The 24754-nt window shown below is 29.7% G+C and carries 20 protein-coding genes, 1 tRNA gene, 1 other RNA gene and 1 other annotated feature; of the genes, 2 read left to right on the plus strand and 20 right to left on the minus strand.

Annotated elements, in window-relative coordinates; genetic code table 11:
- Positions 1-23: 23 nt before the first annotated feature.
- From rpoB to QU666_RS10165, 17 genes are all read right to left on the minus strand, one after another.
- A complete protein-coding gene (gene rpoB, locus QU666_RS10085; RefSeq protein WP_021768931.1) occupies positions 24-3470 on the minus strand; it encodes a DNA-directed RNA polymerase subunit beta in 3447 nt (1148 codons plus the stop codon).
- A 623-nt stretch (positions 3471-4093) separates the two neighbouring features.
- Positions 4094-4465 (minus strand): 50S ribosomal protein L7/L12, encoded by a 372-nt coding sequence (gene rplL / locus QU666_RS10090; protein WP_021768933.1) that lies wholly within the window; start codon positions 4463-4465, stop codon positions 4094-4096.
- A gap of 69 nt (positions 4466-4534) precedes the next feature.
- Entirely contained in the window at positions 4535-5050 is a 516-nt protein-coding gene (rplJ, locus tag QU666_RS10095; protein WP_021768934.1) for a 50S ribosomal protein L10, read from the minus strand.
- 11 nt (positions 5051-5061) lie between these two features.
- Positions 5062-5227, minus strand: a sequence feature (ribosomal protein L10 leader region).
- Between the two features lie 164 nt (positions 5228-5391).
- Complete coding sequence (gene rplA, locus QU666_RS10100; protein WP_021768935.1) at positions 5392-6099, minus strand: 50S ribosomal protein L1; 708 nt, start codon at positions 6097-6099, stop codon at positions 5392-5394.
- Positions 6100-6209: 110 nt separating this feature from the next.
- Entirely contained in the window at positions 6210-6635 is a 426-nt protein-coding gene (gene rplK, locus QU666_RS10105) for a 50S ribosomal protein L11 (RefSeq protein ID WP_006805107.1), read from the minus strand.
- Positions 6636-6753: 118 nt separating this feature from the next.
- Complete coding sequence (gene nusG / locus QU666_RS10110) at positions 6754-7380, minus strand: transcription termination/antitermination protein NusG (protein ID WP_021768936.1); 627 nt, start codon at positions 7378-7380, stop codon at positions 6754-6756.
- A 1-nt stretch (position 7381) separates the two neighbouring features.
- Complete coding sequence (secE, locus tag QU666_RS10115; protein WP_021768937.1) at positions 7382-7597, minus strand: preprotein translocase subunit SecE; 216 nt, start codon at positions 7595-7597, stop codon at positions 7382-7384.
- A gap of 161 nt (positions 7598-7758) precedes the next feature.
- Positions 7759-7834 (minus strand) — tRNA-Trp (locus QU666_RS10120).
- Between the two features lie 16 nt (positions 7835-7850).
- A complete protein-coding gene (rpmG, locus tag QU666_RS10125; protein ID WP_006807173.1) occupies positions 7851-8000 on the minus strand; it encodes a 50S ribosomal protein L33 in 150 nt (49 codons plus the stop codon).
- Positions 8001-8505: 505 nt separating this feature from the next.
- Positions 8506-8679: a hypothetical protein gene (locus tag QU666_RS10130; RefSeq protein WP_021768938.1), complete on the minus strand. Its 174-nt coding sequence runs from the start codon at positions 8677-8679 to the stop codon at positions 8506-8508.
- 163 nt (positions 8680-8842) lie between these two features.
- Positions 8843-11107 carry a glycogen/starch/alpha-glucan family phosphorylase gene (gene glgP, locus QU666_RS10135; protein ID WP_021768939.1) on the minus strand — a complete coding sequence of 755 codons (2265 nt, stop codon included), beginning with the start codon at positions 11105-11107 and terminating at the stop codon, positions 8843-8845.
- A 596-nt stretch (positions 11108-11703) separates the two neighbouring features.
- Positions 11704-12051: RNase P RNA component class A (rnpB, locus tag QU666_RS10140), an RNA gene on the minus strand.
- A 41-nt stretch (positions 12052-12092) separates the two neighbouring features.
- The gene (locus tag QU666_RS10145; protein WP_304984823.1) at positions 12093-13019 is read right to left on the minus strand and encodes a transketolase family protein; all 927 of its coding nucleotides are present in this window, start codon (positions 13017-13019) and stop codon (positions 12093-12095) included.
- Positions 13020-13100: 81 nt separating this feature from the next.
- Positions 13101-13919 carry a transketolase gene (locus tag QU666_RS10150; protein WP_304984824.1) on the minus strand — a complete coding sequence of 273 codons (819 nt, stop codon included), beginning with the start codon at positions 13917-13919 and terminating at the stop codon, positions 13101-13103.
- Between the two features lie 45 nt (positions 13920-13964).
- A complete protein-coding gene (locus QU666_RS10155) occupies positions 13965-15293 on the minus strand; it encodes an MFS transporter (RefSeq protein ID WP_036071726.1) in 1329 nt (442 codons plus the stop codon).
- 97 nt (positions 15294-15390) lie between these two features.
- The gene (locus QU666_RS10160) at positions 15391-16344 is read right to left on the minus strand and encodes an alpha/beta hydrolase (RefSeq protein ID WP_036071722.1); all 954 of its coding nucleotides are present in this window, start codon (positions 16342-16344) and stop codon (positions 15391-15393) included.
- A 165-nt stretch (positions 16345-16509) separates the two neighbouring features.
- The gene (locus QU666_RS10165) at positions 16510-17997 is read right to left on the minus strand and encodes a nucleotidyltransferase family protein (protein ID WP_021770001.1); all 1488 of its coding nucleotides are present in this window, start codon (positions 17995-17997) and stop codon (positions 16510-16512) included.
- 373 nt (positions 17998-18370) lie between these two features.
- Here QU666_RS10165 and QU666_RS10170 point away from each other — a divergent pair, with 373 nt between their 5' ends.
- Complete coding sequence (locus tag QU666_RS10170) at positions 18371-19024, plus strand: 2'-5' RNA ligase family protein (RefSeq protein ID WP_021770000.1); 654 nt, start codon at positions 18371-18373, stop codon at positions 19022-19024.
- Positions 19025-19040: 16 nt separating this feature from the next.
- Entirely contained in the window at positions 19041-19358 is a 318-nt protein-coding gene (locus QU666_RS10175; RefSeq protein ID WP_021769999.1) for a thioredoxin family protein, read from the plus strand.
- 50 nt (positions 19359-19408) lie between these two features.
- On the opposite strand, the gene pflA is transcribed toward QU666_RS10175, so the two are convergent.
- From pflA to QU666_RS10190, 3 genes are all read right to left on the minus strand, one after another.
- On the minus strand, positions 19409-20137 hold the full coding sequence (gene pflA / locus QU666_RS10180; RefSeq protein ID WP_036071733.1) for a pyruvate formate-lyase-activating protein: 729 nt from the start codon (positions 20135-20137) through the stop codon (positions 19409-19411).
- A gap of 586 nt (positions 20138-20723) precedes the next feature.
- On the minus strand, positions 20724-22955 hold the full coding sequence (gene pflB / locus QU666_RS10185) for a formate C-acetyltransferase (protein WP_021769938.1): 2232 nt from the start codon (positions 22953-22955) through the stop codon (positions 20724-20726).
- Between the two features lie 266 nt (positions 22956-23221).
- Positions 23222-24646, minus strand: a complete 1425-nt coding sequence (locus tag QU666_RS10190; RefSeq protein WP_304984825.1) for a hypothetical protein — start codon at positions 24644-24646, stop codon at positions 23222-23224.
- Positions 24647-24754 lie beyond the last annotated feature (108 nt).

Consider the following 24754-nt stretch of genomic DNA (forward strand, 5'->3'; position numbering starts at 1 on the left):
AAATCTGTTTTAATCATTTTTTTCTAAGCATCTACATTCTTATCTAATTCAATTTGTTCCCCATCTTTATCATAAAGAGCCACATCTAGTCCAAGTGACTGGAATTCCTTGATTAATACTCTAAATGATTCTGGAGCATCTGCTTCTGGCATTGCCTGTCCTTTTACGATAGCTTCATAAGTTTTTGTTCTTCCGCTAATGTCGTCTGATTTAACTGTAAGCATTTCTTGAAGGATATTTGATGCACCATAAGCTTCCAATGCCCAAACTTCCATTTCCCCAAGTCTTTGTCCACCAAATTGGGCTTTTCCTCCAAGTGGCTGTTGAGTAACAAGTGAATACGGTCCAATTGCTCTGGCGTGCATTTTGTCTTCTACCAAGTGGTGAAGTTTTAGCATATACATACGTCCAACTGTTACTGGATTGTCAAATGGCTGTCCAGTTCTTCCGTCAATAAGTTTTACTTTACCAGTTCTGCTGTATCCAGCTTCTTCCAAGTAATTTTTAACATCTTCTTCACTTGCCCCATCAAATACTGGCGTCGCAATATATTTGTCAATATCTCCGATTGCAAGTCCCAAATGCACTTCCAGAACCTGTCCAATATTCATACGTGATGGTACTCCAAGAGGGTTAAGACACACATCAATTGGTGTTCCATTTTCTAAATGCGGCATATCTTCAACTGGCAATACTCTTGAAATTACCCCTTTGTTTCCATGACGTCCAGACATTTTATCCCCAACCATTATTTTTCTTTTTTCTGCAATATAAATTCTGATTAGTTTGTTTACTCCAGCTTTCAAGTCATCTCCATTTTCCTTAGATAATTCAAGCACATCTACAACAGTACCTTTTACACCATGTGGAAGTCTTAATGAAGTATCTCTTACATCTTTTGCCTTTTCTCCAAAGATTGCACGTAGTAATTTTTCTTCTGCTGGCGGTTCAGTTTCCCCTTTAGGAGTTACTTTTCCAACAAGAATATCATCAGGAGTTACGTGAGCCCCTATTCTTATAATTCCATTTTCATCAAGATTTCTCAAGGCTTCCTCAGAAACATTAGGAATTTCTCTTGTAATTTCCTCGTCTCCTAGTTTTGTAGTTCTTGCTTCAATATCAAATTCCTCAATATGAATTGATGTAAATACATCATCTTTTCTAAGTCTTTCAGAAATAAGAATTCCATCCTCAAAGTTATATCCTTCCCAAGGCATAAATGCCAGCAGGATATTTTTACCTAATGCCAAATCTCCACCTGCAGTAGATGGTCCATCTGCAATAATATCGCCTTTTTTAACTTTATCTCCCAAGTCAATAATCGGTTTTTGATGTAAACACATTGACTGATTAGACTTTTCAAAGTTTAGTAATCTATGGTAATGTTCTTTTCCTTCTTTATCAGTTACAATAATTTTTCTTGCATCCACAAAAGTTACAGTTCCTGCTGCTTTTGAAGTAATAACTGCCCCTGAATCCACAGCAACTTTTCTTTCAAGCCCAGTTCCTACATAAGGAGCCTGAGTTTTTAATAACGGTACAGCTTGACGCTGCATATTTGATCCCATTAACGCACGGTTGGCATCATCATGTTCCAAGAATGGAATTAATCCTGCTGAAACAGATACTAACTGTTTAGGTGACACATCCAAAATATCAACTTTTGATTTGTCAATATGTACAATTTCGTCTCCGTAACGGCACACAACTTCATCAGTCAGGAAGTTTCCGTCTTTATCAATAGGAGTATCCGCCTGTGCTATAAACAGACCTTCCTCTTCATCAGCCGCTAAATATCTAATATCATTAAAATCCGCTTTTCCATCGTTTATTTTTACAAACGGAGTTTCAATAAATCCGTATTTATTAACTTTTCCATAAGTCGAAAGCGAAGCGATAAGTCCGATATTTGGACCCTCTGGAGTTTCTATCGGACAAATTCTTCCGTAATGCGAGTTATGAACGTCACGAACTTCAAAGCCTGCTCTATCTCTAGAAAGTCCCCCTGGTCCTAATGCTGAAATTCTTCTCTTATGAGTCAATTCTGACAATGGATTAGACTGATCCATAAATTGTGATAGCTGTCCACTTCCAAAAAACTCAAGAATTAAAGCATTTAATGGTTTTGTATTTAATAAACTTTGCGGAGTCAATGTTGTAATATCTTGAATTGTCATTTTTTCTCTGACCATTTTAGACATTTTAAGCATTCCACCTTTTATTTGAATAGAAAGCAACTCTCCAACACCTCTTACACGTCTGTTTGACAAGTTATCAATATCATCTGTAAATCCTTCTCCGCTTACAAGATTTTTTACATACTCAATAGTTTGCAAAACATCCTCTTTTGTCAATACGATTACATCCGCTGGAACATCCAGTTTTAATCTTTTGTTAACCTTGTATCTTCCAACATCTGCCAAATCGTATCTTTGAGGATTAAAGAACATCTGTTTAACAAGCGATCTGGCACTGTCCACAGTTACCAAGTCTCCTGGACGTAATTTTCTAAACACTTCTATAACAGCCTCATCACTGTTTTTGGTACTATCGTGAACCAAAGCATTAGCAATAATTCTATCTTCAGGTTTTACTTCCCAAATACTTAGTACAGGTACTTTTGCATCAATTATTTTTTGAATAACTGGCATATCAATAATTTCTTCAGTTTCTGCTACAAATTCTCCAGTTTCTTCATCTAAAATATCCTCTTTTACAAAACTTCCTTCTAATCTTGAACGTAGAACTTCTTCTAACTCAGTATCTCTATATTTTTCATAAAGTTCTGACAATTCAACTTCTTTTTCTTCAAAAAAGTGATCCATAATTTCGGTATTATTTTGGAAAAAATCTACTGCTTTTAAAAATACAGGTAATAAAACTTTCTTTCTTCTATCAATTTTTACATTTAAAATATCATTTTTATCAGTTTCAAATTCAAGCCATGTTCCTTTATAAGGGATAATTTTCCCAATAAACACATCTTTTCCTGTCTGAATATTTAATTCTTTGTTAAAAGTGATTCCTGGTGATCTGTGTAATTGAGAAATAACGACTCTTTCAGCACCATTTATAATAAATGTAGCTTTATCAGTCATAAGTGGTATATCTCCGAAATGAACTAATGTTTCTTGAATTTCTCCTGTTCTTTTGTTAGTTAATTTTAGTCTAACTTTTAATTGACCAGAATATGTTTTACCTCTTTTTTTACACTCTAATTCATCGTTTAAAGGTTCGTCATTATCGTGAATTTCATACCATAAGTATTCTAATTTTAATAATCCGTTGCTAGATTCGATTGGAAAAATTTCATTAAAGATTGCTTCAAAACCTTTATTTTCACGTTTTTGAGGTGGCACTTTTGTCTGTAAAAAATCTTCATAAGAATTTAATTGAAATTCTAAAAAGTGCGGCATTTCCCCTCTGTCTACTATTTTTCCGAAACTATATCTTTCAATAAGTTTGTTCATTTAAAAAATTCCTCCCTATAAAGAACATATTCTGTTTTAATTCAAAAATTAAACTTTTATCAAAAAAATGTTCTCATAATTTCGATTTGTTATTACATATTACTCAAACAATAATCCAATTACAAAAAATTTAATTATCTCAATAAGCAATCTAAAAAATATTTGATTATTCATCTTTACATCATATCTTCAAACTATTTACTGTAAATCTTTTTATTTTTACAAAGTCTTAAATTCTACTGTTTATTTTATAATTCACATTATATAGCATTGAATAATTTTAAGAATTTCAAAAATATTTTACTATATAAAAAACTAAAAAATAGACTAAAAATACCGTTTTTTTGAAAATTTAAACTTTCATATTTAGTCTTAAAATGAATTATTATGTGCCTAAACTTCTTAAAATAGGCTAAAATTAAATTTTTTAACGCATGCAGGCATGTAAAAATATTTTAATTTTATGTCTAAATTTAAAGTGTTTTACTGTAATTATGAATAATCTATATTGACTTTTTATAAAAATTAATACAAAAAAGAAAAATTTCTTTTTTCCAAGTTTTATAGTGGAAAAAGACACTCTCTATATTTTAAGAGTGCCTCCACTATTAATCTGTTTTTTACTATTTTAATTCTACAGTTGCTCCTGCACCTTCTAATTGAGCTTTTAATGCTTCAGCTTCATCTTTAGAAATTCCTTCTTTGATTGCTTTTCCACCAGCTTCAACTAATTCTTTAGCTTCTTTAAGTCCTAATCCAGTAATTCCTCTTACTTCTTTAATTACTGCTAATTTAGCTGCTCCTGCTGATACTAAGATTACATCAAATTCAGTTTTTTCTTCTGCTGCTGCACCTCCTGCTGCTGCACCTCCTGCAACTGCTACTGGTTGAGCTGATACTCCAAATGTTTCTTCAATAGCTTCAACTACTTCTTTTAATTCTAATACAGACATAGCTTTTAAATCTTCTATAAATTGTTCTTTATTAAATGCCATTATTTTATTTCCTCCTAATTTTTTCTTGATTTTATTTTATTATTTTAAGTTTATTTATAATTTTAAAAATTACTCTGCTGCTACTGCTGGTTCTCCAGTTTCTTTTTGTTCTGCAACATTTGTTAATGCAACAGCCAACATTCTAACTGGCGACAACAATCCGTAAGCAATTTGACCAAGTAATTCGTCTCTTGATGGTAATTTAGCCAATGCTTCCACAGTTGACACGTCAACTCTTTCAGATTCTAGCAATCCACCTTTAATTGTTAATTTATCTTTTAATTTTTTTCCAAAATCAAAAATTAACTTAGATGGTGCAACTCCATCTTCATATCCTAACGCAAATGATGTAGTACCTTCTAATAAATCATCAACATTTGTATCAAAACCTGCTTCTTTCAACGCTATTTTAAACAATCTGTTTTTAGCAACAAAGTACTCTACTCCAGATTCTCTAGCTGTTTTACGAAGTTCAGTATCTTCATTAACGCTGATGCCTTTATAATCAACAAACACTACTGCTTTAGCTTCTTTTAATTTTTCAACTAAACCTTTTACCGCTTCTAATTTTGCTTGTGCTGGCAATTTGTTTCACCTCCTTATAATAAAAACCTCTGAAACAAAAACAATAAGCCCAGAGGTATCATACTATAAAAATATCTATTATTTAATTTTAATATCTATTTATAATAATACTTACCTCGGTAGGGTTTAAAGAAATTTTATTCTACCTACTGTCTTTGGTTATATTATATTTGATTTATATAGTTATAAACCAATATATAGTATTATACTACAATTTTAACAAAATTGCAAGTGTTTTTCATTTTTTTATTAATTTATTGAAAAAACACCTTTAAATTATGGTATAAATTACCGAATAGAAAAATCTACTCGGTAATAAAAATTATTATTAAGATTGTTTACTATTTAGCTACAAATGCTCCAGCTAATAATGGATCTACTTTAATTCCAGGTCCCATTGTTAATGAGATTGCAACTGTTCTTAAATATTGTCCTTTTGAAGCAGCTGGTTTTAATTTAATAATTTGATCTAATGCAACTTTAAAGTTTTCTACAATAGCTTCTTTTGTAAAGTCAACTTTTCCGATTGGCAAATGAATTGATCCTAATTTATCAACTTTAAACGCAACTTTTCCTTTTTTAAATTCTTGAACTGTTTGTTCAACATTTGTTGTAACTGTTCCTGATTTAGGGTTAGGCATTAATCCTTTTGTTCCTAAGATTCTTCCTAATCTTCCTAATTTAGGCATCATATCAGGTGTAGCAATTACTAAATCAAAATCTAACCATCCATTTTGGATTTTATTAATGTATTCGTCATCTCCAGCAAAATCTGCTCCTGCAGCTAATGCCTTATCAATATTTTCTCCACTTGTGATAACTAAGATTCTTACAGTTTTACCTGTACCATTTGGTAATGAAACTGTACCTCTTACTTGTTGATCAGCATGTCTTGGATCTACCCCCAATCTTACTGCTAATTCTACTGTTTCCACAAATTTAGCACTTTTAGTATCAAAGACTAATTCTAATGCTTCTTCTGGTGTATAAACTTTCATTTTATCCACTTTTTGAGAAATGTCATTATATCTTTTTCCTCTTTTTGCCATTTATTATTTCCTCCTCTGTGGTAATTGAATTTACTAAATCTCCCACTTATTCTAAATCATTTAAATTTTATTTTTCATTTATTCAATCTTTAAAACTTGAATAATTTTTATTATTCAGAAATTTTAATTCCCATACTTCTTGCAGTTCCTGCAATAATATTCATAGCTGCTTCAACTGATCCAGCATTCAAATCTGGTAATTTAGTTTCTGCAATTTCTTGTAATTGAGCTTTAGTTATAGTCCCAGCAACTTCTTTTATAGAATTTCCAGCACCTTTTTGAACTTTAGCTGCTTTTTTTAACAAGTCTGATGCAGGTGGTGTTTTTAAAACAAATGTAAAACTTCTATCTGCATAAACAGTGATTTCTACAGGAATTACAAATCCCATTTTATCTTGTGTTTGTGCATTAAATGATTTACAAAATTCTGCAATATTTACCCCATGTTGTCCTAATGCAGGTCCTACTGGTGGTGCAGGATTCGCTTTCCCTGCTTCTAATTGTAATTTAATCTTTCCGATTACTTCTTTAGCCATTTTTCCTCCTTTGTGGTAATTGAATTTGTTAAATCTCCCACTTTTCTTTCAAATTAAAATTTCGCTAATTATTATTCTTTAATAATACTTCTTGATTTATTTTCTTTGTATTTGACTTTTAGTAGTCTATTTTTGTTATTTCGGTATGTTCAACTTCTACTGGAGTTAAACGACCCAAAACTTCAAGCATCACTTTTACTTTACCGTGTTCATAGTCAATTTCTGCAATTTCACCTTGTTGCCCATCAAAAGAGCCGCCTTTTACTTCAACAACTTCACCAACTTTAAAATCAATATCAATTCTCGGAGCATGTCCGTTTCCATCAACATCAATTCCAATTTTAGCCAGCAAGTCTGAAGCTTCTTCATCAGATAATGGGATTGGATCACTTCCAATTCCTACAAATCCAGTCACTCCGTTTGTATTTCTAATTACGTACCAAGCATCACTATCAACACGATATCCCAATCCCAGCTCATTTTCTTCCTTAACAGAAAGCATTTCTATCATCACATAACTTGGAAAAAGTTTTCTTGAAACTTTTACTTGTTTTCCACGTTTTTCTTCCAAAACTTCTTCTTCTGGAACTAAAATTCTAAAAACTCTGTCTGTTAAATCCAGCGACTCAATTCTTTTTTCAAGATCCGCCGCTACTTTTTTCTCATAACCAGAATAAGTGTGAATTATATACCATTTTTTTTCGTATACAATCTCATCTTCAAGTTTTTCATTTGCTTCAGTCACTTTACGCGCCTCCTATAAGATTTCTCAATATTTCACTTATTTTTGCCAATATAAAATTAAATGCTGTATCAAAAAGAAGTGTATATATAGCTATAAACGCTGTCATCAAAATTACAATTATAGTAACATGATAAACTTCGATTTTATTAGGCCAATATATTTTTTTATATTCTTCACGCAAATTTCCAAAAGCCTCTTTTAAATTAAATTTACCCATGATTTTCTCCTAGAATCCTTCAAGATTTTTGTTTAGTTATTCTATTACAAAATCTCAAACTTCTATTTTATTTTTAAATTGTGTAATCATAAAAAAATTGTTTGCTAACTTTTAAATTTAACAAAACTAAATTTTTAAAAAAAAATTCCCATAAAATAAAATGGCAGGCCAGGCAGGAATCGAACCCGCAACTTTCGGTTTTGGAGACCGACGCTCTACCAATTGAACTACTGACCTATCTATTTTTATGAGATTATTTAACTTCTCTATAAAGAGAATGTCTTTTAAGCACTGGATTGTATTTTCTCATCTCTAATCTTTCGGGATGAGTTTTTTTGTTTTTAGTTGTAACATAATGTCTCAACTTAGTTTCAGTGCATTCTAAAATAACTTGTACTCTCATTGTTTTCTATCCCTCCCAATAAAATATTGGTATTACCAGAATAAACTAGCTTATTAATAATATCATATTCCTCTTTTTTTGTCAATACTATTTTCTTTACTTTTTTTTAAACTTTTCTATTTTTTTATTCTAAAATTATTTTTGAGTAATAATTGTTTTTTATTTTATTTACTATATTTAATTTATTTTAACACAGAGGTATCAAACGCCATACCTCTGTACTCATGCTCTCCAATTTCAATTTTACAGTAAATACAAAGCTTGCTTTCAACAAAAATTATTCTAATTTCATAAGTTCATTATCAACTTAAATATAATAGAAAAACTCAAATTAAGTTGTCTTTTACTTAAAATTTAAAATCTTACCATAATTTTAATTATTAGGATAATTTTTTACTCCAAGATAAGGATTTGAAGCAATGAGCAATCCTATGAAATAAAAAAAGAAAGAAAATTCCAAAAATTTTACTTCAAACACAGCAAATCATTTCTCTAAAATTTTAGACTAATAAATTCGATTTCCATCTTTATCTTCACAATGTACATTTCCATATTGTCTATAACACCCCACTCCTCTTTCTTCCCTTCTTTCATTATATTCTCCCCATTCTTTTGGACTAAATAATTCACAACTTACTGTAATTATTATAAGTATTACAATTAAAAATATTTTTTTCATAAATATCAACTTCCTTACAATTTTTTGTTTTATTGTAACAAATGTTTATAATATTACAATTTCAATTTTGTTATTTTTTTTTTTTTTTTTGATTAGAGTTTACTTTGTAATCTAGATTTTTGTAAATTTAAAACGAGGATATTAAATCCCCGTCTTATAAAATTTATTTAGTTTTCCAAATTTCATTTTCATATTGTGCGATTGTTCTATCTGATGAGAAGAATCCTGCTTTTGCTATGTTATTTATTACTTGTTTGTACCACAAGTCTTTGTTTTCATAATCTTTAAACATTCTTTCTTTTGTGTTGTAATAATCTTCAAAGTCGATTAACGTCATGAACCAGTCTTTGTTTATTAATTCATTTTGAAGTCTTTCTAATCTTTCTTTGTTTCCTACTTTTATTAATTCATCAGAAGTTATGAAATCAACTACTTCTTTTATTCCATCTTGAATGTAGTAATCTTTTGAAACATAACCAGAAGTTTCGTATAATTCTATTATATCATCACTATGTTTTCCGAAAATATAGATATTATCGTCACCTACAAGTTCATGAATTTCCACATTTGCTCCATCCATCGTTCCAAGAGTTAATGCTCCATTTAGCATAAATTTCATATTTCCAGTTCCACTGGCTTCTTTTGAAGCAAGCGAGATTTGCTCAGAAATATCTGTTGCTGGAATAATTTTTTCAGCTAATCCTACATTGTAGTTTTCAACTAGGTAAACATTTAAGTATTTGTTTACTTCTGGATCGTTATTTATTATTTCTGATAGGCAAAGTATTAAGTGGATTATGTCTTGAGCAATGATATAAGCTGGTGCAGCTTTTCCACCGAATAATACTGTTATCTTTCTTTCTGGTAATTTTCCATTTTTAATGTCTAAGTATTTTTTAATTACATATAAAGCGTTCATTTGTTGACGTTTGTATTCATGGAATCTCTTAATTTGAGTATCAATGATACTGTTTTCATCAATAACAATTCCTTGTGTATGCTGTAAGTATTTTTTCAATTTAATTTTATTTTCGTGTTTGATTTTTGATAATTTTTCATAAACATTTTTATCATCAACATATTTTAAAAGTTCTTTTAGATTTTCAGCATCTGTCAAGTATCCTGTACCAATTAATTCTTTCAAGTAATCTGCCAAGTCTTCGTTACAACTTTCAAGCCATCTTCTGAATGTAATACCATTTGTTTTATTATTAAATTTGTTTGGATAAATTTCATAAAATTCTTTAAGTTCACTATTTTTCAAGATTTCAGTATGCAGATAAGCAACTCCGTTTACACTTGAAGAAAAATGAATATCCATATTTGCCATATGAACTCTATTTTGTCCATCAATAATTTGTACTTTTTCATCTGAATATTTAGCTTTTATAACTTCATCCAATTTTTTTATAATTTCAACAATATTTGGCACAACTTCTTCCAGATAGTCTAAAGGCCATTTTTCCAATGCTTCTGCCAAAATTGTATGATTTGTATATCCTGTCATTTTTGTTACAATTTCTGTTGCTTCTTCAAAAGAAATATTATGCTCTTCTGTCATAATACGGATTAATTCAGGAATTACCATACTTGGGTGTGTATCGTTAATTTGAACGAAGGCATAGTCTGCTAAATCATGAATATTGCTTCCTTTTTCAGTTGCTTCAGCAATAATCAATCTTGCTGCATTTGATACCATGAAATATTGTTGATAAATACGTAACAATTCCCCTTTTTTTGTACTGTCGTCAGGATATAGGAATAATGTTAGATTTTTTTCAATATTTTCTTCATCGAATGATATTCCATTTTCTATCAAATTGTAGTCAATGCTCTCAATATCAAACAAATTCAAATAATTTTTTGTATCTTTTTCATATCCTAAAATATCAATTCTTTTTAATTTTGAATGTAAACTGAAGTTTTTGAATTTAATTTCATATCCAATGTTTGTATCTCTTAGCCAACTTTGGTCTTCTATCCAGTAGTTTGCCTCAGCTTTTTGCTCATTGTTCTTGAAAACTTGCTTAAACAGTCCGCAGTGATAGTTAAGTCCGACTCCTTCTCCATTAATTCCTAAAGTTGACATCGAATCAACAAAGCATGAAGCAAGTCTTCCAAGTCCACCGTTTCCTAATGAAGGTTCAGTTTCTACTTCTTCAATATGGCTCAAGTTTTTTCCTGCAGCCTTCAATTCTTCCCTTACTTCCTTATAAATTCCTAAATTAATCAAATTATTTGATAATAATTTTCCAATTAAGAATTCTGCAGAAATATAATATATTTTCTTTTTAGATTTGTTTGCAGTTTTTTCATCTGCTCTTTCTTTAACATATTCAAGTAATTTATAGTAAATTTCTTGATTTGTCATTTCACTTATTTGTTTTTCATTTCTTTTTTGTAAAAAATCTGTAAAATTGTAGTTCACTATTTTAATTGTTTCCTTTCAAATTTGTTTTATAATTTTTGTTATTAAACTACTTCAAAATTGGAATACTAAAAGCATTAAACTTAATAACTCAAATAGAATAGTTTTAATTTTTTGTATCCAATTTTAAAGTTGTTTTACTATGCGGGCATATTATATAACTATTTTTTTAATTTGTCAAGACATTTACGTAAATGCTTTTAAAACCCACAAAGAATGAAATTAATACGGTTCTCTGTTTAAATATCAAATGTTTAATAAATTTTGAACTACATACTATTTAGTAAGAAATTAAAACTTTTGGTTCTTAACATAGTTTCTATTTTATAATGGGATTTAATATTGGATTATTTTATTTAATATCATTTTTTACTATTTTTATTCGTTTTTTTCTTTTTTTCGCAGGATTGCTCATTGCCACAAATCCTTATCTTGCAGTAAAGGTTTATACTGATAATTAAAACAAAAAATTATATCTTAATTATTTTGAAATACTAGATTCTTTAATAAATTCATTATTTAAATGGAGTTTAGTATGAGATTCACTTAAAAATAGAACTTTTTCAAAACAAAAAAACTCAGAAAATTTTCTGAGTTTGATAGGCTTTGGTATAAGCCGGATTCTGTATTCGTTAATCATTTATCTAAATCAATAATTACTTACGGATTTTAGCGAGCTACCAATCAAGCCAAGACGGGCCGCCTCTTAACAGCTTTCTGCTTGCTCTTGCTTTGAGAGGGGTTTACCTAGCTAATTTAATTCCTTAAATTACTGGTAGTCTCTTACACTACCTTTTCACCCTTACCTGAAAGAACAGGCGGTTTATTTTCTGTGGCACTTTCCTTAAGATTTCTCCCAGCAGCCGTTAGCTGCCTCCCTTGCCCTGCAAAGTCCAGACTTTCCTCTTAAAAATAAATTTTCAAGCGATTAACTCCAAAACCTGAATTTATAGTATCATTTTTTCTCTATTTTTGTCAATTTGATTTATAAATTTTTCAAGACAATTTCTGCAATATCCTTCGCTCTAAGCCCGTAATTTGTAAGCATAGTCTCTCCATCCGCACTTTGTCCAAAAACATCCTGTATTCCATGTTTTACAACTTTTGTTGGATGAACTTCTGACAAGTATTCTGAAACTGCACTTCCAAGCCCTCCAATTACTGAATGTTCTTCACTTGTTACAATAAATTTACATTCTTTTGCTGCTTTTAGAACTGTTTCTGTGTCTAAAGGTTTTATCGTAGAAACATTTACCACTCTTGCTTTTACTCCTTTTTCTTCTAGTAATTTCGCCGCCTCAAGAGCTTCTGATACCATAAGGCCAGTCGCTAATATTGCTACATCATTTCCTTCTCTCAAAGTTGCAGCTTTCCCTATTTCAAATTTATAGTTTTCATCAAATAATACTGGTATATTTAGTCTTCCAAGCCTTACATATACAGGCCCTTTGTATTCAGCCGCCGCAAAGACCATTTTTTCAGTTTCTACTGCATCTGCTGGCGATAGCACTACCATTCCTGGAATTGCACGCATTAAAGCCATATCCTCAACTGACTGGTGCGAACCTCCATCTTCTCCTAACGAAACCCCTGCGTGAGTTGGACAAATTTTAACATTCAATTGTGGATATGCCACCGAGTTTCTAACCTGGTCAAAGGCACGTCCCGCGGCAAAATGTGCAAAAGTTGACGCAAACGGTATTTTCCCAGTCGTTGCAATACCTGCCGCTGTTCCAATCATATCAGCTTCTGCAATCCCCACATTTATATGTCTTTCTGGAAACTCTTTTTTAAAATATGCAGTCATTGTTGATTTTGACAAGTCTGCTTCCAGTACCACCACATCTTTATTTACTTTTCCCAATTTAACTAACGCTTCTCCATAAGCCACTCTAGTTGATTTTTTTTCCATTCTCATATTCTCCTATTTTTATATTGATATTCAGTTTTTTTTTAAAGTTTATAATATCCTGTTAGCACAGTAATTTTAATCTTAACTCAATTCTTCCATTGCCTTCTTGTATTCTTCATCATTTGGAGCAGCCCCGTGGAATCCAGCGTTATTTTCCATGAATGAAACCCCTTTTCCTTTTACAGTGTTTGCAACTATTACTGTCGGCTGTCCTTTAACTGTTCTTGCTGTGTCAAGAGCATTTATGATTTCTTCATAATTGTGTCCGTCAATCTCAATTACATTCCATTTGAAAGCCTTGAACTTTTCCCCAACTGGAGCGACATCCATTACATCCGAAACTTTTCCGTCAATCTGCAAGTTGTTATAGTCAACTATCGCAACTAAATTGTCAAGCTTGTAATGTGCAGCTGTCATAGCCGCTTCCCAAACTTGACCTTCCTGCAATTCTCCATCTCCTAAGATTGTATAGACTCTGAAATCGTTATTGTAAATTTTTGCGCTCAAAGCCATTCCGTTTGCCGCAGACAGTCCTTGCCCAAGTGAGCCTGTTGACATTTCAACTCCAGACAGTTTTTTCATGTCAGGATGTCCTTGAAGCGGAGAGTGCCATTTTCTAAGTGTTGGAATAAGATTTTTCCCTTCATCTCCTAAAAATCCTTTTTCTATCAAAGCCGCATACAGTGCAGGAGCAGCATGACCTTTACTAAGAACTAATCTGTCTCTGTTTTCCATTTTTGGATTTTTTGGATCAATATTCATTTCTTTCCAGTAAAGCACAGCCAGAATATCAGCAATCGAAAGTGAACCTCCCGGATGTCCTGATTTTGCCCTGTAAATCATTTCAATAATATCTTTTCTCAATGTTTTTGCCTCTTTTTGCAAATCTTCAATTTTCATAAAAACCTCCATTTTTTATTTATAAATATCAATAATTAACTAAAATTAATCCTCTTTTTTCAAATTATAGAAAAACAGTGAAACGCCAAACAGAACTAACGCCACGACAAGTGTCACTTTAACTCCGATTTCAGTTGCACCTTTTACGCCATTCTGAACATTCTGATTACCCACAACAAGTAAAGTTGACTGAACAACTTGCTGCACTAGAAATGCCAATTTTAGAAACATTCCCTGTATTCCAAACATAAAGCCTTCCAAACTTACTTTTTTGGTTTCTGACAGTTTTGCAGAAATTTCACTAAGCATTGCCTGTGGGAAAATAAACGCTGCACCACTTAATCCTGTTCCACAAATTACAAAAAGTAAATATGCAAAAATTGAATTATTTTTATTAATAAACAATAGACCAAAAGTACCGATTATTAAAAGCAGCATATCCACAATCAATATTTTCTTATACGAATACTTTTTCCCAAACTTGTTTGTAATCGGAAAAAACAGCCCCGCCATTCCAAACAGCACAACTGATATTACAGTCAAATATTTAATATCCTTTTGCATTACAGCGCTCAAATAATATGTTAAATCTCCACGAAGTATGTTAAATCCACAAAAGAAAAAGAAATATCCTAAAAAGTACAAAATAATTTCCTTATCCTTCAAATGTGAAATTGATTTCATAAACCCAAGCGATTCAGTCTTAGGACGATTTTGTGTAAGCTGCTTTTCCTTTAGAAAAAATATACACGCATAAATCCCCAAAACTGACAATATTGTAATCAAAATTACTGTTTTACGTATTCCAACTTCTGTATTCAGTACTCCATTTACCATTCCCAATTTTGAAATCAAAATACCCGGCAGAACCATCGCAACCCCAGTAAATATGAGCCTAAAAGTTGACTGCATTGTAGAAAGATTAAGCCTTTCTTCCTTAGTTGAAGCCAAATCTGGAATTAGAGCGTTATACGGTGCTGCGACTAAAGTATATGCCGTAAAATACAGTCCCCCAACAACTGATAAATAAATAAGTGTTGCCATCTGCGAACTTTTAATCGGATAAAAATACATAACCGTAAGAATCCCAAGCGGTAATCCTCCAACTAGCATAAATATTGATCTTCTTCCAAACCGTGATTTTGAGTTATCAGATAAAAATCCCACAACGGGATCTGATACTGCATCAATAATTCTTGCAAAAATAAATGCTAGAACTAAATATTGAGGCTTTAACAGCGGAACTAAATTTTTCTCCGTTTCAGGCGGCAAATAGTAATACGACAGCCATTGATTATAAATCTGGTCAATCATAAAATATGAAACCCCAAGCCCGTAAATTATGTAACTTTTTTTCGTTAATCTTGAACTCATTAAATTTTCTACCTTTCTGTTTTTTATATTGCTTAAAACAAACCTAAAAGTTATAACTTGTATCTTCAAACTTTAAATTTATTCAGTTTTTATCGCTTTAATTTGTTAAAAACTCTTTTACTGCCTCAGCATATTCATCTTTACATTCAGGATCAGCATAAATTCTTGTGTGTGAACCTTTTTCAAAAACTTTTAGCTTGATATTTTCATTCTGTGCAAGTTCGTTATACTCTTCCATAAGCATTCCATAAGTTGTAGCCTTGTCATTTTTAGACTGTATTATCAAAGTAGGTATTCTTTTTAGCAAATACGATAATCTAAGCTTATCAAGATGGCTTCCAACTCTTAAATTAAAAATTCTTACAATAACACTTACAATAAATTTTGGAACACGACGTTTTTTTGCATCTTCCTTAATTCTCTTTCTTATATTTGAAATCGAACTGTCTAATATAAGTTTATCAATAACTATTCCTTTTTTCCGAAGCGTTTTTATATACATTTTAGACGCAATGGCGGAACCTATTCCCCCTTGTGAAAATCCATATAGCGTAAAATTATTTTTCCCAAATTTTTCATTAAGCATTTCCATTGTATGAAAAATATCCTGTCCAAAGCAGTATCCCATCTTAGTTTTAGCCACATCAGACTTTCCAGAATTTCTCAAATCTGGAATAAAAAAACTATACTCATTATCAAGGCCAATATCCTTAAACATTCCCAGATATTGCAACGATGATAATCTATTCACGCCACGTCCATGCGAAATAATCATAGTTTTTGTAGCTTCCTTGTTCTCAATAAGCCATCCATAAAGCTGAATTTTTCCTGACTTATACTCAACTTCCTTAAAATTATACCCATAATCATAAGGATTTGCCTTATTATTCTCAATATTATACTTCTGTCTCAATTTTTTACTATTATACACCTCTTCAAATGTAATTCTCGGATACTTCTCAATCTGATTAATGAAATACCGTATTGACATATACGCTATCACAAAGAAAAATATCATAAACAGCACATTAATTGTTATTAACAATCCCATTTCTATAATCCTCTCCTATTCTTTTTATTTTTTATTTATAAAATTCATTAATACAATATTTTTTAATTTTAGTCTTCTTTCTAACAAACTGTATTAAATCTTCGTTATACAAAAATTATGGTTATTCATTTTTATAATTTTTTATATTTTATTTGTTAAAACAATTCAATATAAACAAACAATCGGATTTAATTTCTTTTTTTTTCCTAAAATTAATTCTTTTATCAAAAATCCATTTTTTTCAACTTGTATTTTTTCCAAAAAATTTTCTTGATTTTCCAAGCTTTCTGTATTTTCATCCTTTTTATCAAATTTTCCAAATTTTTCAATATCTTTCCAATTTACAAAGACATCTTTTTTCTGAAAATCATTTTTCGCATCAAAGTTTTCAATTTTATTATTTTTACGAATTTCTTTCAAATATTCCTGACCCTTTTTATTAAAGCCTAAAATTCTTACATAATTTATTTCAAAATCCATCATCTTAGCTTTTATATTTAGTAAAATATTCAAAATAATCCGTTCTACACGTTTATTCGATAAATTTCTAGATTTTGTATTTTTCAAAAATTCTATATATTTTTGCGAATTCAACATTGTTCCGTATATTCTAGCATAAATTTCTTCAGTTATATCATATATTTCCATTATTTTTTCTTTTTCTTCTGTCAAAACCTTATATTTCACAATTTTAAAGATTTCTTCCTTTATTTTATCTCCACTAATTCTGTTATTTACCTTCCATTCTAAATTTTTAAAAATAATCTCAAATGATTTTTCTGGTATAAATTTCTGAATTTCTTCTAGCTTCCAAAAGATTTTTTCTTCTGCTTTTACATTTTTCAAACTTTCTAAACTTATTTTTTCTCCAATGCTTTGCTTTTTCTCAAAATTATAACTTTTTTTAACAATTTCTTTTGAATTTTCTACTCCTCTATTTTTTAAAAAACTACATTTTTTTTCAGTAATAGATTTTTTTATTTTTTCAAAATCAAATTTTTCTTCAGAAAATTTATCCAAAATCTTCTCCAATTCATTTCTCAAAAACGAAGCACTAGCAAACTCTTCCCTATCCTCAGAAACTTTCTCTTCATTATATTCTGAAATTTCTCTTTTTATAATATACGGTTTTATTTTAAGATTGCTATTTTCTATCTCACGCATATATTCCAGAGCCAAAATATTATTTGACTTCACAATTCCATCTAAATTATATTCCTTTAATGCCAGTCTTTGAGAAGTGCTGTAGCTGTTGCCTTTTTTCATATATTCCATAAGCTTGTCCTTATAATCCTGCCTTTTCTGCAGTTCAAGCACTTTTTGCAAAACTTCAATATTTGCCTCTTCCGCTCCAAAAACCTGAATATCTATACCCAAATAATCCAAAATTTTTGTTGCCATCCTTGAAAAAATTTCCGCATTCTGAATTGAATAATAAAGTGGCAACTCCACAACCAAATCTACTCCATATTCTAAATTAACATATGTTTTCTCCCACTTATCCAAAAATGAAATTTCTCCCCGCTGAACAAAATCCCCACTTATCACTACCACAACCAAAACATCTTCACCAAATATCTCCTTAATTTTCCTGATTTGATACAAATGTCCATTGTGAAATGGATTATATTCAGCTACAATTCCTATTTTCAACAATTTTCTCTCCTAAAAACTTTTCTTACATTATATATATTATACCATATAATAATCTGATTTTTGAAAGTTTTTTCAATTTTTATTTCTATAATTAGTTAAAATCCTTTTTGTATTATTTCGCGTTTAAATAACGAAAATCAAAAAATTCATGAAATTAAAATTATTTTTTATAAGACTATGCTACTGTACTTATTTAGACACTATTAAAATACCTTTTAATTAAATTTTATCATTAAGCAATCATCTTAAAGATTTTTATAATTTTATTTCTATTTTTTTATGAAGTTTAGTCTTAAATCTTGTTTTTAAAATATTTTAAGGTATAATGTAGTAAAAGTAATCTAAAATAAAAAAATTTAGGAGGTTTATTATGAAAAAATTATTTTTTTCAATTTTTTTAATGTTTTGTCTAAACATTTTTTCCAATGTAAATTACAATGTTTTTGTAATTATGGATAATAACGCAACTAGAAATGTGGAAAATATTTCAAAAGGGCTTAAAGAGGCAGGAATCGAAAGCCTTTATTCCAAAGGATATGCAGTTCATCTAACTCTTTACCTTACAGAATATAAGCCTGAAGCACTAAAAACAATAAAAGATACTGTCAATAAGATTGCAAATCAGACAAAATCCTTTGATATAGAATTTTACAGATTAAGAAAAACTGGCGGAAACTGGTTTATGCTTGATGCTCAAAACAATGAAACTATACAACAGCTTGCAGACGAAATAACAGTCAGCTTAAACAAATCTCGTGCAAAGGACGCACAAGTTCCTGACTGGGCAAAATCTATTCCTGAAAAAGTAAAATCCTTTAATTTGTACGGCTCTCCAAATGTATTTACAAGTTTTGATCCGCACATAACTTTACTTACTCCAGAAGATTCAGCAAAAATAGATATATTTACTTCAAAATATGATTTTAAACCCTTCAAATCTAAAGTCATTGGTATCGGAATCGCTCAAGTTGACGATTTAGGGCAAGCAAAAAATATAATTTATTCGGTAAAATTTAAAAAATAAAAAAGGAAAAAATTATATGAAAAAACTTGAAAATTATGAACAAATACTTAATAAAATAAAAGAAGAAAAATATTTTTTATTATACGTTTCAATGAATAATTGCAGCATCTGTCACTCTGATATGCCAAAAGTTGAGAAAATTGTTAATGAGAAAAATTTTACTGCTTATCATATCGAAGCATCTGAAATTCCTGAAGCTGTTGGGCAATTAAGTCTATTTTCAGTCCCAGTAGTTATTCTATTTTATGAAGGCAGAGAGATACACAGACAAGCTAAAATTATTGATTTTGACGAATTAAATTATAGAATTGAACAAATAAGTGAAAATAAATAAATACCAAAAGGGAACTGATTCTAATAAAGCTAGAACCAATTCCCTTAATTTTATTTACCCAGCAATTTTAATCCATAAGACTTAAAAATTTCTTCAGCTTTTTCAACTAATTCTCTCGTTGGTGTCGGTGTATCTTTTAATTTATATTCTTTTCCAACCTTTTCCCATTTATACTGCCCCATTTGGTGAAATGGTAAAACATCCACTCTTTCCACATTCGTTAACTGAGAAGTAAACTTTGCCCACTCATGCAAATCATTTTCATCGTCAGAATACCCTGGAACTAGTACATATCTTAACCAAGTCGGCTTATTAATTTCATTCAAATACTTTGCAAATTTTAATGTATTGTCAAGTTCTACTGAGGTTAATATTTTATATTTTTCAGGATTTATATGCTTAATATCAAGAAGTACCATATCTACAAGCTCTAGCACTTTTTTTGCCTTTTCATTAAAAATATACCCAGATGTATCAAGTGCCGTTTGAATCCCATTTTCACGACAAAGCTTAAACAACTCCATCAAAAATTCAGGCTGCATCAAAGGCTCACCCCCAGAAACTGTAACTCCTCCAGTCTTTATGAATCCTTTTACTTTCAGAATCTCCTTCATGACTTCCTGTGCAGTCATCACAATCTTTTTATCTTTAATTTCCCAAGTATCAACATTATGGCAATACAGACATCTAAGCGGACACCCCTGTAAAAATAACACAAATCTAATTCCTGGTCCATCTTTAGTCCCAAATGATTCAAACGAATGTATATACCCTTTCACTTCCATATTAATTTCTCTCTTTCTTTTTTTATTCAATAAATTATTCGATAACTTAAATTTTATTTTATACTATTTCCTAGTGGAATTTAATACTATATTATTTTCATTTTTTTAAACATAGTCTAGTATAAACTAATCTGTCGGAGCATTTTTCTGTGCTGACAAAACTGTTTGAGCATAGCGAGTTTTTTGTCAGTACAGAGAAATGTCGTAGACTAGCCATAGGTTATTGCGTAGCAATCTTGCCACAATTTTAATTATTAGGACAAACCTTTACTGCAAGATAAGGTTTTGCGGCAATGAGCAATCCTACGAAAATAAAAATGAAAAAACATAGTAATATGAAAAAATATTTATTAATCAAAATATCTAAAAAATAATAAAAAATAATTTAGTTAAATGCTTATGAATTGACTATCAAACAACCCTATTATAAAAATTTATTCCCATTTTTAAATGGAGTTTAATATAAATTATCATACAATAGAAAAGAATGCCGCATAACTCATATTTTATGAAACTATGCGACATTGCTCATATTAGTTGAAAATTACCAGTTAATTTTCAGATTTTTATCAATTTTCAATTACATTTTACTTGAGATTGTTCTGTTAATTACATCTAATTGTTGTTCTTTAGTCAATTTAACAAAGTTTACTGCATATCCAGAAACTCTGATTGTTAATTGAGGATAATTTTCAGGATGTTCCATTGCATCTTCCAGCAATTCTCTTCCAAATACGTTTACATTCAAGTGATGTCCTGTTTGATTGAAGTATCCATCCATTAATCCAACTAGGTTAGTTTGTTTTTCATTTGAATTTTTACCTAATGTTTCTGGTGTAATTGCAAATGTGTAAGAAATTCCATCGTTTGCATCTTCAAACGGAATTTTAGCTACTGAGGCAAGTGAAGCAACAGCTCCTCTTGTATCTCTTCCGTGCATAGGGTTTGCTCCTGGACCAAATGGTGCTCCAGCTCTTCTTCCATCAGGAGTATTTCCTGTTTTCTTACCATATACTACGTTTGAAGTAATTGTTAATACAGATTGTGTTGGAGTTGCATCTCTGTACATTTTATGAGTTCTTAATTTGTTCATAAATCTTCTTGTAATGTCTACTGCAAACTGATCTGTCGCATCGTCATTATTTCCGAATGGAACATAGTCTTTTTCATTGATATAGTCAACTGCATCCCCTTCTTCATCTCTTACAACTTTTACTTTACCATATTTGATAGCTGCCAATGAATCTGCAATGATTGATAACCCTGCAATTCCAAATGCTTCTGTTCTTCTGATATGAACATCATGCAATGCCATTTCTAATGCTTCATAAGAATATTTATCATGCATATAGTGAATAATATTCAATGATTTAACATAAGTTGAAGCTAACCAGTCTAATACTTTATCAAGTTTTTCCCATACTTCATCAAATTCAAGATATTCACTCTTAATTGGCTCAAATTGTCCTTCTGGAGTTACTTGAATTTTTAATTTTTCATCTTTTCCACCATTAATTGCATACAATAATGCTTTTGGTAAGTTTACTCTCGCTCCAAAGAATTGCATTTGGTGTCCGATAGTCATTGGAGATACACAACAAGCGATTCCATAGTCATTACCAAATTGTGGTCTCATAATATCGTCATTTTCATATTGTACTGATGATGTATCAATTGATACTTTAGCACAGAATTTTTTCCAAGTTTCAGGTAATTGTTCACTCCATAAAACTGTTAAGTTTGGTTCAGGCGAAGTTCCCATGTTGTACAATGTATGTAAAATTCTGAATGAGTTTTTAGTAACTAATGATCTTCCGTCTTCTCCAATACCACCGATTGATTCAGTTACCCAAACTGGATCTCCTGAGAATAATGCATCATATTCAGGTGTTCTTAAGAATCTGATTATTCTTAATTTCATAACAAAGTGATCCATAATTTCTTGAGCTTCTTTTTCAGTCAAAGTTCCTTCTTGCAAATCTCTTTCCAAGAAAATATCTAAGAATGTAGAAGTTCTTCCGATACTCATTGCAGCTCCATTTTGATCTTTTGTAGCAGCTAAGTATGCAAAATATAACCATTGTACTGCTTCCTTACCATTAGTTGCAGGTTGTGAAATGTCAAATCCATAAGCTTCAGCCATTCTTTTTAATGCATGTAATGCTTTAATTTGTTCAAAAATTTCTTCTCTAAGTCTTATTACATCTTCTGTCATTTCAGCTGGATCCATATTTTTCAATTGATTTTGTCTGTCAGCAATTAATCTGTCTACTCCGTAAAGTACAACTCTTCTATAATCTCCAATAATTCTTCCACGTCCGTAAGCATCTGGAAGTCCAGTTATAATTCCTGTTTTTCTTGCTTTTCTGATTTGATCAGTATATGCTGAGAAAACTCCATCATTATGAGTTTTTCTATATTTAGTAAAAATTTCTTCAGTTTGGGGATCTAGTTCATATCCAAATGCTTCCAAACTGTTTTTTACCATTCTCAATCCACCATTTGGGAAAATTGCTCTTTTTAAAGGAGCGTCAGTTTGCAATCCTACGATTTGTTCCAAATCCTTATTGATGTATCCTGCTCCATAAGCGTCAATTTGTGAAGGTATTTTAGTTTCTGCATCATAAATACCTTTTTCCCTTTCTACCTTGAATTTTTCTGAAAGACTTTTCCACAATTCAGTAGTAGCTTCTGTTGGTCCTTCCAAAAAACTGTCGTCTCCCAAGTACTCAGTGTAATTCAATCTGATAAATTCTGTAACATCAATGTTGTCTTTCCAGTTTCCTTCTTTAAATCCTCTCCATGCGTTCATTATTTAACAACACATCCTTTCAATTTTTTTATTTATTTGCTTTGTTTTGTAATCATTATAATATTGTTCTCACTCTATGTCTTATTATACCTCAAAAAATTTTTAAAAGCAAACATATTTTATAAAATTTTTTAATATTTTTTTTCTAACAAAAATCTATAAAACTTCTTATTTATAGTGAAAAAAATAACTTGTTATTTTTAGAAGGTTTATTACTATTTTTTGTTCTTTTTTTTGAAATGCACCCAATTATTTTAATTTTATTTTTAATTTTTAATCTTTTTAGGAAATATTTTTCTTTCTTTTTTAAATTCTAGATGTTGTAACATCATTGTTCTCAAATATATCATTTGTTTTAAAAAATGAATCCGATTTTTCAGTGCTCCTTTTTCTTTTTCTATTTCAAAATGATAAATTGGTATATCTGAAAAATTTTTTATTGTATTCACAAATTTTGAACTTGAAATTAAGAGAATTTGTTCATAATCATTGCTGATTTTAGAAATTATTTTTTTAAATGATACTAAATGTTCTACTTTTACTATATTTATAAAATTAAAAAGTTTTTTTATTTTATTATATGTTCTTAAAATTTCTTTTTCTTCCAAATCTATTAATACTAATGTTGAGATTTTAGGAATTTTGTCAGACTGAATATACTGTTTTACTATTTGTTTATTCAATAAATTTTCATTTTCAAAATGTACTGATGATTCTGCAATGTTATAAATTTGTATTTTATCTTGATTATTTATTTTTTCAATATTTTTATTTTGTATTTTTACAGTTTCATCAAATGACAATTCATTATTAATTTCATCCATTACTTTTTTATAATTTTCTCTTTTTTTATGTAACTTTTTATAAAACATTGTTGCAAATTTTAGATTCATTTCTATTTTTTCTTTTTTAAAAATTTTATTTAGTATAAAAAAATATTCTTCATTTTCCTTGTTTCTTTTTATATTGAATCTACTTTTTAGATTATCATTTTTTATATTAGAAATTAAATATGTTAACATACTATATTTTTCATCTGTTGAAATTATATTGGTATATGTTTCTATGTATGAAAAAAGTACTTTTTTGATATACTTGATATTTTTAAGACCCAAAATGTCATTAAGTAATTTAAAATAAAAATTTTCTTGATACGTACTTTTTCCAAGATAAATTTTTTCTAATCTTTTAGATAAAATTTCCTTCAAATAACCTTCACCTATTTCTTTTATATTATAATTTTTTTCTTTAAATAATTTTTCAATACTTTCGCATTTCATATATTCTGAATATTTGATATTAAAATTTTTTAATATCTGCTTCAAATCATTTTGTATATTTTTTGTATTTTCCTGTGTTCGATTTATTTGTTTATTAAATTGATAAATATTTAATTTTTCTTTTTTAAATAATACAATAATTGAAATAAGTTCCCTTCTAAACAACATTTTCATGTTTATGTTTCTATCTTCTATTTTAAATATTTTTTCATCATATTTTCCAAAATAATACAAATAGTGTTTAGTTTTGTGTATTATTCCATTATTGTTGTTTCTTAAAAAATCATTTATATTCTCAATAGTATAATCCAATCTTTTAAATCCATATTTTTCTTCTAAATATTTTCTACTTGCAATTTTAAAATTTAAAACTTCTTTTAACAAGTCACTCTCATTAAAGTCAATTTCCACTGCCTACTTTCACCCCATAATTCTTAACTTTGTAGCAATAATAATAGCTACAAACATTTTCATAATAACAATTATGAGTTCATTTTTTTAGACGATATTTTTTGTTTT

Source organism: Leptotrichia sp. HMT-225, assembly GCF_030644325.1.
Classification (GTDB): Bacteria; Fusobacteriota; Fusobacteriia; order Fusobacteriales; family Leptotrichiaceae; genus Leptotrichia; species Leptotrichia massiliensis.